This is a genomic window from Ruegeria sp. CI5 (assembly GCF_056536885.1).
Map to the genome: position 1 here is coordinate 354,823 of NZ_JBQFQN010000001.1, position 14,273 is coordinate 369,095.

At 61.3% G+C, this 14,273-nt stretch carries 12 protein-coding genes; 5 read left to right on the forward strand and 7 right to left on the reverse strand.

Annotated features, from left to right (window positions below; genetic code table 11):
• Nucleotides 1-30: 30 nt before the first annotated feature.
• Nucleotides 31-2,520 carry a penicillin-binding protein 1A gene (locus ACR0BA_RS01785; protein ID WP_480726171.1) on the forward strand — a complete coding sequence of 830 codons (2,490 nt, stop codon included), beginning with the start codon at nucleotides 31-33 and terminating at the stop codon, nucleotides 2,518-2,520.
• Here the strand turns inward: ACR0BA_RS01785 and ACR0BA_RS01790 are convergent.
• The gene (locus tag ACR0BA_RS01790) at nucleotides 2,514-3,347 is read right to left on the reverse strand and encodes an aminoglycoside phosphotransferase family protein (protein ID WP_480726172.1); all 834 of its coding nucleotides are present in this window, start codon (nucleotides 3,345-3,347) and stop codon (nucleotides 2,514-2,516) included. The two genes, ACR0BA_RS01785 and ACR0BA_RS01790, sit on opposite strands and share 7 nt — an antisense overlap.
• Before the next feature lie 78 nt (nucleotides 3,348-3,425).
• On the opposite strand from ACR0BA_RS01790, the gene prfB reads away from it, so the two are divergent.
• The 3 genes from prfB (at nucleotide 3,426) to ACR0BA_RS01805 (ending at nucleotide 6,887) form a co-directional block, all read left to right on the forward strand.
• Nucleotides 3,426-4,553, forward strand: a complete 1,128-nt coding sequence (gene prfB / locus ACR0BA_RS01795) for a peptide chain release factor 2 (protein WP_093962359.1) — start codon at nucleotides 3,426-3,428, stop codon at nucleotides 4,551-4,553.
• Between the two features lie 105 nt (nucleotides 4,554-4,658).
• Nucleotides 4,659-6,059 (forward strand): amidase, encoded by a 1,401-nt coding sequence (locus ACR0BA_RS01800; RefSeq protein ID WP_480726174.1) that lies wholly within the window; start codon nucleotides 4,659-4,661, stop codon nucleotides 6,057-6,059.
• A gap of 24 nt (nucleotides 6,060-6,083) precedes the next feature.
• Nucleotides 6,084-6,887, forward strand: coding sequence for a DUF2189 domain-containing protein (locus ACR0BA_RS01805; protein WP_170338670.1), 804 nt, complete (start codon nucleotides 6,084-6,086; stop codon nucleotides 6,885-6,887).
• 10 nt (nucleotides 6,888-6,897) lie between these two features.
• Here the strand turns inward: ACR0BA_RS01805 and ACR0BA_RS01810 are convergent, their stop codons facing one another.
• The 6 genes from ACR0BA_RS01810 to ACR0BA_RS01835 form a co-directional block, all read right to left on the reverse strand.
• On the reverse strand, nucleotides 6,898-7,119 hold the full coding sequence (locus ACR0BA_RS01810; RefSeq protein ID WP_170580842.1) for a hypothetical protein: 222 nt from the start codon (nucleotides 7,117-7,119) through the stop codon (nucleotides 6,898-6,900).
• The gene (locus ACR0BA_RS01815; protein ID WP_480726176.1) at nucleotides 7,116-8,273 is read right to left on the reverse strand and encodes an aromatic ring-hydroxylating oxygenase subunit alpha; all 1,158 of its coding nucleotides are present in this window, start codon (nucleotides 8,271-8,273) and stop codon (nucleotides 7,116-7,118) included. Before ACR0BA_RS01815 ends, ACR0BA_RS01810 begins: the two co-directional genes overlap by 4 nt.
• A 111-nt stretch (nucleotides 8,274-8,384) precedes the next feature.
• Complete coding sequence (locus ACR0BA_RS01820) at nucleotides 8,385-9,101, reverse strand: helix-turn-helix domain-containing protein (RefSeq protein ID WP_254429924.1); 717 nt, start codon at nucleotides 9,099-9,101, stop codon at nucleotides 8,385-8,387.
• A gap of 278 nt (nucleotides 9,102-9,379) precedes the next feature.
• Nucleotides 9,380-9,940, reverse strand: coding sequence for an acetolactate synthase small subunit (ilvN, locus tag ACR0BA_RS01825; RefSeq protein WP_093962354.1), 561 nt, complete (start codon nucleotides 9,938-9,940; stop codon nucleotides 9,380-9,382).
• Entirely contained in the window at nucleotides 9,937-11,193 is a 1,257-nt protein-coding gene (locus ACR0BA_RS01830) for a glycosyltransferase family 87 protein (RefSeq protein ID WP_480726177.1), read from the reverse strand. The genes ilvN and ACR0BA_RS01830 overlap by 4 nt, the downstream gene beginning before the upstream one ends.
• Before the next feature lie 64 nt (nucleotides 11,194-11,257).
• Complete coding sequence (locus ACR0BA_RS01835) at nucleotides 11,258-13,009, reverse strand: acetolactate synthase 3 large subunit (RefSeq protein ID WP_480726179.1); 1,752 nt, start codon at nucleotides 13,007-13,009, stop codon at nucleotides 11,258-11,260.
• A gap of 418 nt (nucleotides 13,010-13,427) precedes the next feature.
• On the opposite strand from ACR0BA_RS01835, the gene ACR0BA_RS01840 reads away from it, so the two are divergent.
• Nucleotides 13,428-14,273 (forward strand): HalD/BesD family halogenase, encoded by an 846-nt coding sequence (locus ACR0BA_RS01840; protein ID WP_170358840.1) that lies wholly within the window; start codon nucleotides 13,428-13,430, stop codon nucleotides 14,271-14,273.

Genomic DNA, 14,273 nt, shown 5'->3' on the forward strand with positions numbered 1-14,273 from the left:
TAGGCGTCACCGCGAACAAAAGGCAGCAACGTGATCCGGTTCATTCTTTCGATTTTCGGGGCGGTTTTCAGCCTCGTCACCTTGGGTATTTTCATGGTCGCGCTGGTGATTGGCGCGGTCTTCTGGATGTATGGCCGCGACCTGCCCAGCCACGAGTCGCTGGCCCAGTACAAACCGCCCACCATCAGCCGTATCTATTCGGGCAAGGGTCAACTGATCGACGAATTCGCGCAGGAGCGCCGCCTGTTCACCCCGTCCGAGGAAATCCCGGACCTCGTGAAGCACGCGTTTATCTCGGCGGAAGACAAGAACTTCTATTCGCATCAGGGGTACGACCCGCGCGGGATTATCGCCGCCGGGGTCGAGGCGGTCCAATCCAAGGGCGAGACCCTGCGCGGCGCGTCGACCATCACCCAGCAGGTGATGAAGAACTTCCTGCTGTCAGGCGACCGGCGGGTCGAACGCAAGATTCAGGAAATCATCCTCGCGACCAGGTTGGAAAAAACGCTGAACAAGGAACAGATCCTTGAGCTGTATCTCAACGAGATCTTTCTTGGCCAAAACTCCTACGGCGTGACCGCCGCTGCACAGACGTATTTCAACAAGACCTTGCAGGAACTGGCCCCGCATGAGGCCGCGACGCTGGCTGCGATGCCCAAGGCGCCTTCGGACTATCACCCGGTGCGCCAGAAACAGCGCCTGTTGGATCGCCGCAACTACGTGCTGCGCGAGATGTATCAGAACGGATACATCGATCAGGCAACCTACGAGACCGAAGTGGCGCAACCTCTGCGTTCGGTTCAGAACGGTGATTTCGAAAGCTTCCGCACCGCACTGCCACCGCGCGACTATTTCACCGACGAAATCCGCCGCCAGCTGAGCGAGGATTTCGGCGAGGGCGAGTTCTTTACCGGTGGTTTCACCGTCCGGGCCTCGGTTGACGAGGAGATGCAGGTCGAAGCCGCGCGCGCCCTGCGCGAGGCGCTTCAGAAATATGACCGATCGCGCGGCAAGTGGCGCGGCACGGGTGAAACCATCCCCGAGGAAAAACTGGCAGACGAAGCGCAGTGGCGCGAAGCTCTGGCGATCATGGAAATCCCGCGCGACGTGGTGCTGCCCACGCAATGGTACCCCGCGGTCGTGCTGGATGTTGCTGAACAACAGCTGACGGTGGGGATCGAGAACGGTCCGGCCGACGGCATCATCCCGCGCAGCGACATCAAATGGATGCAGGGCGACTTCAAGGCAAACTTCAAACGCGGCGACGTGATCCTGGTCGTTGCCGGGGAAGAGGGCCAGTGGTCCGCCCGTCAGATTCCCGAGGTCCAAGGGGGCTTCGTGGCGATGGATGTGAACTCGGGCCGCGTTCTGGCGATGCAGGGTGGGTTCTCGTACCAGGACTCGGTGTTCAATCGGGCCACGCAGGCGCAGCGCCAACCGGGATCGGCCTTCAAGCCTTTCGTCTATGCGGCGGCACTGGACAGTGGCTACAGCCCCGCGACCATCGTCGTGGACGCCCCGATCGAAGTGAACACACCGCAGGGCCTTTGGACGCCCAAGAACTCGACCAACAAATTCTACGGGCCGACGCCCCTGCGCACCGGGATCGAGCAGTCGCGAAACCTGATGACCATCCGGCTGGCGCAAGAGGTTTCGATGCCGGTGGTTGCGGGATACGCGGAGCGGTTCGGTGTGTATGACAACATGGGTCCCTACCTGGCCAATGCGCTGGGGGCCGAGGAGACGACGCTCTACAAGATGGTGGCGGCATATGCGATGTTCGCCAACGGCGGCGAGCGCGTCGAACCGACTTTGGTCGACCGGATCCAGGACCGGTTCGGCAAAACGATCTATCGGCATGATGACCGGCAGTGCCTGGATTGCAACTCCAGCTGGCTGGAGCCCGATGCCTCACCCACGATCGTGACCGACCGAGAGCAGGTGATGGATGCAATCACGGCCTATCAGCTGACGTCGATGATGAAGGGCGTGGTCGATCGCGGCACCGCGTCTCGCGTGGTCAATCTGCCGGTTCCGACGGCTGGAAAGACCGGTACGACCAACGAATCCAAGGACGCCTGGTTTATCGGCTTTACCTCGAACATCGTCGCCGGGTGCTACATCGGGTACGACCGCCCGCGCCCGATGGGGCGGGGTGCTTACGGCGGCACGCTGTGCGGTCCGGTATTCCAGAGCTTTATGGAAAAGGCCGTCGAGAAATACGGCGGCGGTCCGTTCGAAGTGCCGCCGGGTGGGCAGTTCATCAAGATCGACCGTTTCAGCGGTGCCCGTCTGCCGGATGACGCATCGGGTGACTATGTGGTGGCCGAGTACTTCCGTGATGGCGTCGACGGGTTCATCGACCGTGTCTATGACGGTGGTTTTGCGATGGGGTCCGATCTGCCGTTGTTCGAAGAGGTGACCAATGGCGGGCGCCAGGTCCAGACCTCGACCGGGCAGACCATCATCGTGGGGCCCAAGGCCAGCCAGGGCGACCTTCAGGGCGGCGGACTTTACTGATCTGCAGCGCTTAGAAACAGGCGTAGCAGATCGGCTTCCGGGTCACTCTCGACCGATCCGCCGGACCGCCAGAATATGGACAGGGCGCATTTGGCCGCCGCCCACCGGGCCAGACGCGCCCGCGATACATTCATCGCGGCGGCGTACAGATCCAGACACGCGGAAATCTGCCCGACCTCGCGCACCAGGTCCGGCATGCCTTTTGGGTGCCGCAGCGCATTTGCCAGTTCGAACGCCAGATCCCCGACATAACCCTTGGCATCGATCACGCGCGGGCCGGATGAGGTCAGGATGACATTGTCGGGGTGCAGGTCTCCATGCAGGGGGAGATGCACGGGCTGCGTCTGCAGCAAATCCTGAGCCAAAGCTATGGCGCGCCGCATATCGGGTTGCAGGGGCCGCGTACATTGATCGGCAAATCCGACGTCGAAAAGCGGTGCAAACACTTGCTCCAAAGGCCTCAGCCCGCTCACTTCGACAATCGGATCAGCATGCAGGTTCCGCGCCGTTTCAGCCAGTAGTGTCAGGGCGTCGGCAACGTTGCCCGTCCGTGCATGATCGCCCAGGGTCGGACCCTCGAGCCACTCCATCATGACCGCTTGACGGTCTTCGGCCAGGATCGCGACGGCGCCCCGGTTGCGCCAGGCGGCCAGCAGGCTGCATCCCGGCGCCTCGTTTCCGCGATCGGCGCGGCGATAGAGTTTGAGCGCGACTTTAGACCCGTTATCACGTTTGGCCCGCCAGACACTTGCCGCGCCGGTATCAGCCACCAGCCGCGGGTCGGCCAGATGCCATTTCTTCAGGAACTGCTCCGGTCCGTGCTGCATTTGCCTTTCGGGTCATCTTGTGGTGGCCTGAACCTCTTGCTATCACGCAGGCCTGATTGAGCAAGTTGGGACCTGACCATGCGCGCCGAAATCCAGAACATCGTGGCCGAGATCCAAAAATCGCTGGAGCTGTTGGCCCAGCGTATGGACTATGAAACCGCGCCGCACCGGCTGGAGGAATTCAACGCCCGTGTCGAGGACCCCAACCTGTGGGACAACCCCGAAAACGCGCAGAAGCTGATGCGCGAACGGCAGGTTCTGGTCGATGCCATCGAAACCTACGAGTCGATCAAGACCGATCTGAGCGACAACATCGAACTGATCGAACTGGGCGAGATGGAGGACGATGAAGAGGTCGTCAAAGATGCCGAGGAAGCCCTGAAGAAGCTGCGCGACAAGGCGGCCGAAAAAGAGCTCGAGGCGCTGCTGGACGGTGAGGCCGACGCCAATGACACCTTCCTTGAAATCAACGCCGGCGCCGGGGGCACCGAAAGCTGCGACTGGGCCTCGATGCTGGCGCGGATGTATGTCCGCTGGGCCGAGAAGAAGGGCTACAAGGTCGAGCTGCAGTCGGAAACCCCGGGCGAAGAGGCGGGGATCAAGTCGGCGGCCTACAAGATCTCGGGCCACAACGCCTATGGCTGGCTGAAATCCGAAAGCGGCGTGCACCGGCTGGTGCGCATCTCGCCCTATGACTCGGCGGCCAAGCGGCACACGTCGTTCAGCTCGGTCTGGGTCTATCCGGTGGTGGACGACAATATCGAGATCGAAGTGAACCCGGCCGATATCCGTGTCGATACCTACCGGTCCTCGGGGGCGGGCGGTCAGCACGTCAACACCACCGACTCGGCGGTGCGGATCACCCACATCCCGACCGGCATCGTGGTGACCAGCTCGGAAAAATCGCAGCACCAGAACCGCGACATCGCCATGAAAGCGTTGAAATCGCGCCTGTACCAGATGGAACTGGACCGCAGAAACGCCGAGATCAACGCCGCGCACGAAGCCAAGGGCGATGCCGGCTGGGGCAACCAGATCCGGTCCTATGTTCTGCAGCCCTATCAGATGGTCAAAGACCTGCGCACCAGCTACGAGACGTCGGACACCAAAGGGGTTCTGGACGGCGATCTGGATGCATTCATGGCGGCCACTCTGGCTCTCAAGGTCTCGGGCAAAAGCCGGGCCGAGGCGCAGTCGGACGACTGATGCCGCGCGGTTGATCCGCGTGGAAAAGATATATCCAAAACACCGGGTTTAAATGCACACATGGGGTCGCTAGGCTGAGCGCAAGCAAAGCTCGGACGTAACCCCATGAACCTAAGTGATACTTCAGCCGCTGATCTTCTCGAGAAACTCGCGACAGGGCATTTGTCAGCCGCTGAGTTGATGCGCGCGACGCTCGACCGGATTGCCCAGGTGAACGGGCAGGTCAATGCAATCGTCGCGCTGCAGGACGAGGATGTGCTTATGGCACAAGCCCGGGCCGCCGACGACAAGTCGGGCCGCGGGCCGCTTCATGGGCTTCCGATTGCCGTCAAAGACCTGGTCAATGTGGCTGGCATCGCGTCGACCCAGGGGTCGCCGGTTTTTCGCAATCACGTCCCAGCCGTCAACGACCTGATCGCAGCACGGTTGCGGGCTGCTGGGGCTATCCTGATCGGAAAGACGAACACACCGGAGTTCGGGTTGGGCTCGCACACCTTCAATCCGGTCTATGGCGCAACCCGGAACCCATACGATCCGGCCCGGTCCTGCGGTGGGTCGTCGGGTGGCGCAGCGGTGGCCTTGGCCACTGGGATGGTCGCGCTGGCGGATGGGTCGGACATGATGGGCAGCCTGCGCAATCCGGCCGCGTGGAACAACGTGTACGGTTTCCGGCCCAGCTGGGGCCGGGTTCCCTCGGAACCACAGGGTGATTTGTTCCTGCACCAGCTCTCGACCTTGGGACCGATGGCCCGCAGCCCGCAGGATATCGGACTATTGCTGGATGTGATCTCTGGCCCCGATCCGAGGCAGCCTTTGAGCGTTCCCTGCGAACCCGTCACCCCATTGTCCGTCGAAAGCCTGGACGGGATGCGGATCGGATGGCTGGGAGATTGGGGCGGCGCATTCCCGACCGAGGAAGGGATTCTGACCCAATGCAGCAACGAGTTGGCGATTTTTGAGGGACTCGGCGCAACCGTCGAGGACGTACCGCCGCCCTTCGATGCCGAGCGCCTGTGGAACAGCTGGATCACCCTGCGGTCGTGGAGCGTAGCAGCAAGTCTGCTGCCCTTGGCCGACCGAAAAGACGCCCTGAAGGACACCGCGCAATGGGAGCTGGAGCGGGGTCTGGCCCTGACGGCGATGGAGGTCCATGCAGCCAGCGTCACCCGTTCGGATTGGTGCCGTCGGGCGGTCGAACTGTTTGCCGAGTATGATGCGCTGGTGTTGCCGGCAGCTCAGGTGTGGCCGTTCCCTGTGGATCAGCCGTATCCGCGCAGTATTGGTGGGGTCGCGATGGACACCTATCATCGCTGGATGCAGGTGGTCACGCCGGTCAGCCTGATAGGTCTGCCCTGCCTTTCGATACCGGCGGGGTTCGGCCCCGGAGGACTGCCGATGGGAATGCAATTGTTCGGGCCGCGCGGCAGCGACGCGCAACTGCTGGCTTTGGGGGCCGCCTATCACGCCGTGACGCATTGGCCGCAAAAACGCCCGGCCATGGCCTGAGGGCAAGGGGAGGAGAAACGTAACATGGAAAAGCCATTCGGAGTGCCAACGCTGAAACCGGCGGATATCGGCATGTTGCGCACGGCGCTGCATCGCGCCTGGCAGGATTATCGCCGCGCACCGGTCTTTGGCCTGCTGTTCGGCGGCTTCTACGTTCTGGTCGGGTGGTTGATGGCCTGGGTAACCGTGCAAACGGGCACCTCGTTCTGGCTGGTGCTGGCTGCCATCGGCTTTCCGCTGATCGGGCCGTTCGCCGCCGTGGGTTTGTACGAGGTATCGCACCGGCTCGAGAGGAATGAGCCGTTGGACTATGGCGCCATCTTCGGTGTCGTGATCCAGCAGAGCCGCCGTCAGTTGCCGTCGATCTGCGCGATCATCGTCGTGATGTTTCTGTTCTGGTTCTTTCTCGGCCACATGATCTTTGCGCTGTTCATGGGGCTGTCGACAATGACAAACGTGTCGTCATCGCTTGAGGTATTTCTGACACCCAACGGTCTGGCCATGCTGGCTGTCGGCACTGCTGTAGGCGCGATCTTTGCCATCCTGCTTTACATGATCACCGTGTTGTCGATCCCGATGCTGCTGGACCGGGAACTCGACTTCGTCACTGCCATGATCTCAAGCTATGCCTATGTCAGCGTGAACAAGCGGGTCATGTTGGGCTGGGGTGCCTTCATTGCGGTCACGACCTTTGTCGCCATGGTGCCCTGGTTTTTGGGATTGCTGATCGTGTTGCCTCTGTTCGGTCATGCCAGCTGGCACCTGTATCGGCAGATCACCGAAGACGATGCAGCGGCGGGGCCGGTCGCCGAGCCGGCCCAAGCCTAGGTTCTCGGGGTCAGGAATCGGGCACTTCGCGGCCCATGTCGACCAGCATCTGACGCAGACGTCCCGCGCCGGGCAGGTTGGCTTCAAGCGCATGGACATAGGCGTGGGTCAGAAAAAAGCTCCGGGCGTCGTCGTCCTGCTGGCTTGCGGCGGCCAGTTCGTACAATTCAGCCAAAGCCGCGATGTCACCCGCCGCATGCGCCTGCAGAAGGCGGGTGTGCAGGTCGGTCATTCAGCGGCCAGTTCGGTGCGATGTGCCATCAGACACTGCGCCACCCAGTCGTGGAACAGATGGGTCGGCCCGTCCATCGCCGGCGAGAAATGACCGCCGTCAAACCCCGGCGCCGCGCGGCCGCGCTGCATCCCTTCGACGACGAACACATCCTCTTCAAAGACCACTTTCCACTGCTCGGCATTGCGGGCGCGCAGATCCGCATCGGTATCCGGCGCCGAATAGAACAGGTGGATGTGCTCCGAGGTCCGGTTCTGGGCCTCGGGCCGCAGAATGATGGCGAAGGCGTGGTCCCGGTGCACGCCCAGCAGCACGTTGGGGAAGGCGGCAATGTATTCGGCTGCGGTGTCCCATTTCTCGCTGAGACCTTCGAAATCGGGAAAAACCCGACCGTCCTCAGTTTTCAGTTGCCGATAGACCAAGGTTCCCTGACCTGAATAAAGGCCGGGCTCCTGGATGTGATAGTGATCCTCAAGCCGCGAGTAACTGTTCAACCCGGGATGCACCCACGGCAGGTGATAGCTTTCACAGTAGTTCTCGACCGCCAGCTTCCAGTTGCAATTGACGTCCAACCGAAAGGAACTTTCCGGGCCGCCGTGGTACAGCGGCTTGTCGAACTCGGCCCAACGCTCGATCAGCCTGGCGTTGGCATCCTCGAACGTCGGCGCGTCGCCCGAGACGTTGATCCAAACCACGTCGCGCCAGATATGGCTGCGCACCTCGATCAGGCCGAGTTCCGATTTGCTGACCGCGTCATGTGCGTTCTGGCCCGGACCGCCCACATGCGGCGTGGCGACCAGCCGGCCTTCGGTGGAATAGCACCAGCTGTGATAGGGGCAGCGAATGGCGCCTTCGATCTTGCGGGGCTCTCCGACCAGGATCATGCCGCGGTGACGGCAGATATTCTGAAACACACGGACCGTACCGGAACGGTCACGCAGCAACAGGAGCGGAATACCCATGAACTCCAGCGGAACCGCGTCACCGGGCTCGGGGACATCGGCGGTGACCGCGAGACCGGCCCAGCCATCCAGCAGCAGGGCGCGAGTTTCTTCGGCGTGCAGGGCAGGGTCCGTATAATGTGCGTTGGGCAGGCCCAGAGCGGTTTCAATGCTCTGACGAACAGCCGACAGTTCGGTTGGGGTGCTGGCCATCTGGTTCTCCTCGCTTCTCCACCAGCCTAGGCATCCGGGGCCAGCCCTCGCTTACACTTCTGCGACTCCGGCTTTTCTCACAACGACATGCACGGGAGTTTGGGCGGTTTCCTATGTCCGGCGCGCCAGTCTTGCTGCCTCCAGCGTTGCCCGGAAATCGTGGCCCAGATGGCGGATTTCCAATCTGTAGATGTGCGGAGTAGCCGCAGAGTGCTCCATGCACGAACCGATCCAGACGCCGTTGCCATCGGTCATGTCCTTGCGGATCACCATCGTCTTGCTGTCACGACCAGCCTCGCGCGACAAGACTGCGTAGATATTGGGTCCGGCGCAGGCGGCGAAGCCACGAAGTTCACGGCCCGTGGCGGAACGCGTACCGGCCATGGCCGGCGGCAGGAAGCCGCGCAGGACAGCACACTGATGCAGGTGCCGGGTTTGAACCAGCCAATGATGGGCGCGTGGATCGGCTTCGCCGCCATGTTGCGTCACAAGATAGACGCCGCTTGGAAACGTGTCCTCGGTCAAGGCTGCCAGTCCGGGCCGAAGGAACTGGACCACGCTTTCGGGCAGGTCACAGCGCCGGGGCGCGGGGATTTCCTCAAGCGGTTTCAGCAGAATGCGGGCGTCCACGTCAAAGAACCGGCAGATCCGGTCCAGAACGTCCGGGCGTGGAAAACTCTCGCCAGAAAGATACCGGTTGAACTGCGTGCGGTTGACACCCAGCTGTCTGCACAGTTCGGCGACCGAAGGATAGCGGTCGGCAAGTTGCCTGAGATTCGCCCCCAGCATGCTGCGCAGCTCGGCGGGCGTGCGAGTGTCTACGGCCATGTCTCACTCTGGTTTGCAACGGTTCGGGAAACACGACCGGAGCGGCCAGAAAGGCCGGTCGCCAGTCAAGAAATCGTAAAATTGACCCCATGGAACACGCAGTTTGCTTGTTCTGGTCCAAGCGTAACGCGCTCAGGCGCGAACGCAATAGGCATTAAGCCTATTTGTATGGTCTTTTTCCTATCAGTGCTCAGTTACGCACCCGCGGAATTCGATCCGAAAACGCAAAACGCCCCGTCGATCTGCGCGACGCGGCGTTTTGATGGGTTCGCGAAAAATCAGTTGCCGCGCAGCAGGGCCGCGACGCCTGTCCGTGCAACCTCGACAGAGCCCAGCGGGCGCATCAGATCGGCAAATGCATCGATCTTGTCCGGCGCGCCGGTGATTTCGAAGATGAACGAATTCAACGTGCTGTCCACGACATTGGCCCGGAAAATGTCGGCAAGGCGCAACGCCTCGACCCGCTTGTCGCCTTCGCCGACGACCTTGATGATCGCCAGTTCCCGTTCGACCGAAGGGCCTTCGACAGTCAGGTCATGCACGTCATGCACCGGGACAATGCGGCCCAGCTGAGCCTTGATCTGTTCGATCACCTGCGGTGTACCGGTGGTGACGATCGTGATGCGGCTGAGGTGTCCGGTGTGGTCGACCTCGGCCACGGTCAGGCTTTCGATGTTGTAGCCGCGCCCCGAGAACAGCCCGATGACCCGGGCTAGAACCCCCGGTTCGTTTTCGACCAGAACAGCGATCGTGTGGCGTTCCTGCACGTCCGAGAAGGTCGGGCGCAGGTTGTAGGCCGAGTGGCGGGTGGAACCTTTTCGGATCTTGAGTGCAGTCATTGGAAGACCTCATCGTTGGCAGAGGAATTGTCTGGCGCCCGCAGCCGTTGAACAACGGCACCGATGCAAACCAGACAGGAAAGATACAAAAGCGGTGCAAAAAGCAGGCGGATCGAGATGTCGACCTCGCCGCGGAACAGAAAGGCGAAGAAAGCGGGGGCGGCACCCAGCCACATCGCTCCGGCCAGCGCCAGGCCCCATGGGCTGTTCGTCAATACACCTGCGCGCAAGAGGAATAGTCCCGCAGCGGAGATCAGAGCAGATTCGTAGAACCACAGGTATGGGGTGGACAGCATGACCGCCAGCGCCAGCACCGCGGCACGCAGGTCAAAACCGATCCGGGGGCTGCGCCATGTGATCGTGACCATGATGGCCGCGCAGGCTGTGATCGTCCACTGAACGGCCAAGGCGACAGGCTCGGGCAGCCCGAAGCTGGCGAGCGTCGAATAGGGGCTAAGCATCAGATTGTTTTCGACGATGGTTTCACGCACCACCGAAAAGTGGACCGCCATCATGTTGCGCATTTCCAGCCAGTATTCCGGACCGTAGAGCGCAGTCGCCAACCCCGAGATGACCAGGGTCGTGACGCCGGCCGAAATGATGGTCGGCCACGCCCGGCACGCCAGCAAAGCAAAGGGAATCAGGATGCCCAGCTGAGGTTTGAGCGTCAGAAGGCCGATAAAAAAGCCGGCAAGAACCAAACGTTGGTTCTTGAGCGCTGCAAGTGCCGCCAGCAAACCGGCCATCCACAGGGCTGCGGTCTGCCCCATGAACAGGGTCGGCAATATCGCGGGCGGCAGCGCAAATGCGAACCAGACCGGTGTGATGCCTTCCGCGAACGGCCGGGCGGCAAATATCATCGCGACGATCGACGCGATCGAGAAGGCCAGCCAGGCAATGGGGAAGGGAAGGGCGCCCAAGGGTTGCAGCGTTGCAAGAAACGCCGGCGGGTAAGACCAGGGCATCCAGTCATCTTCCTTGATGACGTTGTGCATGGCGGTCAGGCTGTCGACACTGAAGGCCGACAGAGGCTCACCCAGATGGGCCAGACGTCCGGCGGCCCAGAAGACCCGAAAGTCGATCGGAAAGCCGGCGGTGCCATTGGCCGCGATCTCGCTCCAGCTGAGGCCGAGCCAGATGACAAAGACCCCAAGCACCAGCGCAGGGACAAGAATGCCCAACTGCCAGCCGCGACGCCCCGCAAAAATCTGCAGGTTCTCGCGTGGAGATGTCTGAGTGGGGATGCCGGGCATGTTCCGTCCTGTCCTGTGAGCGTCCATCAGGGCCGACAGCGTGGCCCTGTGTCCGCAAGCAATATCAAACCAGCACCGCGCCGCCAGCCTGAATGACACCCTTCGTTTCGGCCTCGCCCAGCAGCATCTCGTTATGGGCCTTGCCCGACGGGATCATGGGGAAGCAGTTCTCGTGCTTTTCCACCAGACAGTCAAAGATCACCGGACCGTCGTAATTGATCATCTCCATGATCGCGTCATCCAGATCGGCGGGGTCTTTGCAGATGATCCCCTTGGCCCCGAAGGCCTCGGCCAGCTTGACGAAATCGGGCAGGGCCTCGGACCACGAATGCGAGTAGCGTTCGCCGTGCAGCAGTTCCTGCCACTGGCGCACCATGCCCAGGCGTTCGTTGTTCAGGATAAACTGTTTCACCGGCAGGCGGTATTGGACGGCGGTGCCCATCTCCTGCATGTTCATCAGCCAACTGGCCTCGCCCGCGACGTTGATCACCAGCGCGTCCGGGTGTGCCATCTGCACCCCGATCGAAGCCGGGAAGCCATAGCCCATGGTGCCCAGCCCGCCCGAGGTCATCCAGCGGTTGGGGTCTTCGAACCCAAGGAATTGCGCGGCCCACATCTGGTGCTGGCCCACCTCGGTACAGACATAGCGATCGTGGTCCTTGGTCAGCGCCTCGAGCCGTTCCAGCGCGTATTGGGGTTTTATCGCCTTTTCGCTGTTGGTGTAGGCAAGGCAGTTGACCTTGCGCCAGTCCGAGATCTGGGCCTGCCACTTGGCGATCGCTTCGGTGTTGGTTTTGCGACCACGCGCCTTCCAGACCTTCAGCACGTCTTCCAGAACATGCGCCACGTCCCCCACGATGGGGATGTCCACCCGGATCACCTTGTTGATCGAGGACGGGTCGATGTCGATATGCGCCTTTTTCGACTTGGGCGAGAAGGCGTCGATACGCCCCGTGATCCGATCGTCGAACCTGGCGCCGACATTGATCATCAGATCACAGTCATGCATGGCCATGTTCGCCTCGTACAGACCGTGCATGCCCAGCATCCCGACCCAGTTCTTGCCCGATGCCGGATAGGCGCCCAGGCCCATCAGGGTCGAGGTGATGGGGAACCCGGTCGCGTCGACCAGCTCGCGCAGCAGTTGGCTGGCAGCGGGGCCTGAGTTGATCACGCCGCCGCCGGTGTAGAACACGGGCCGCTTGGCGGTTTCGATGGCGGCGACCAGTTCGGTGATCTCTTCGATGTCGCCCTTGAGCGCCGGTTGATAATGCGAGGTCGATGGTTTCGGCGCGTTGTATTTGCCGGTGGCAAACTGAACGTCTTTGGGGATGTCGATCAACACAGGACCGGGACGGCCCGCGGTGGCGACATGAAACGCCTCGTGCATGGTTTCCGCCAACGAGTTGGTGTCTTTGACCAGCCAATTGTGCTTGGTGCAGGGCCGGGTGATGCCCACCGTGTCTGCCTCTTGGAACGCATCCGAGCCGATCATGAACGTCGGCACCTGACCGGTCAGAACCACGATCGGGATCGAATCCAGAAGCGCGTCGGTCAGGCCGGTTACCGCGTTGGTCGCGCCGGGCCCCGAGGTCACCAGTGCGACACCGGGTTTGCCGGTTGAACGGGCATAGCCCTCGGCGGCATGTATCGCGCCCTGTTCATGCCGCACCAGGATGTGACGGATGTCATTTTGCAGAAAGATCTCGTCATAGATCGGTAGCACGGCGCCGCCGGGGTATCCGAATACCGTGTCCACGCCCTGATCCTTGAGGGCCTGGACCACCATCTTTGCGCCGGTCATCTCACGTGTCATCTGCTTTGCTCCGTTCGCGACATGTGTCTTGCGTTTGACAAAAAAAAGCCCCCGAAGTTTCGGAGGCGCATGGGTTCGATTATGGTTTACCGTTACCGGCCCATGCGCGTGGTTCCTACGATTACGACTAGCGTTCTCATCGCCAGAGGCTCCTTTTTGCGTGGGGCAGACATTATGGGCGGCGCGAAGGGGCGTCAACAGGCAATCTGGCCAATTTCCTGACTCTGGTGTCGAATTTTGCGACATTTTGTTGCGCAGATTGCCGCATGTGGGGAAATTTCCGGAAATACTGGCCGAGTTTTGCCGAGTTCCGAGCGGTGGTCGAGGTCAGAATGCGTCAGAGCGATGTCTGAAACGGGCATGATGCGGGGTCCGGGCTGGGTCAGGCTGGGGCTGCGAACAAGTCAGGGAGGACGGCATGCTGATGGATCTGGTGGACCTCGGGCGCTATCCGATAGATCGTCCGAATTCGGCGGCCTATGATCGGTTGATCGATGACATTCGTCGTGACCTCGACAAAGATGGTTGCGCAGTTTTACCCGGATTTGTCCACGAAGACGGGTTGGGTCAGTTGTTGACCGAAGCCGAAGCCGTCGCGCCGAGTGCGCATCGCAGTTTCAACCGGACCAACGCCTATTTCACCAAGGACGATCCCCGCTTTGGTATCGCCCACCCGATCCGTCGGTTCTATGACCGGTCGAACGCCTTTGTTCCGGCCGACAATTTCCCGTCTACCGGTCCCCTGCGCAGAATCTACGAGTTCGAAGGATTTCTGCCCTTCATACGCGAAGCGCTGAATGAACCCGCGGATCGGTTCTTTCGCTACGATGATCCATTGGCGGATGTGATCATCAACGTGGTCGAAGAGGGGCAGGGCTTTCCGTGGCATTTCGACACTAACAACTACACGGTTACTCTGGCGATCCAGAATGGCGAGCAAGGCGGCGCCTTTGAATACGCGCCGAACCTGCGCACCGCTGAGGAGGAGAACTTTGACAAGGTGGCCTCGGTTCTAGACGGCAATATGGGAATGGTACGCCAGTTGGAGCTCAATCCCGGTGATCTGCAGATCTTTCGGGGGCGCTATTCCTTGCATCGCGTGGCGCCAGTGTCGGGTGCACGGCCGCGCTACGTGGGGATATTCTCCTTTGTCGAGGCCGAAGGCATGTGTGGCGGGGTCGAGCGTACACGGCAGCTCTACGGCCGTGTGCTGCCGTGTCATCGCGACAGGGAGGGGGTGCGAAACGATGAGCTTCTGGACTGA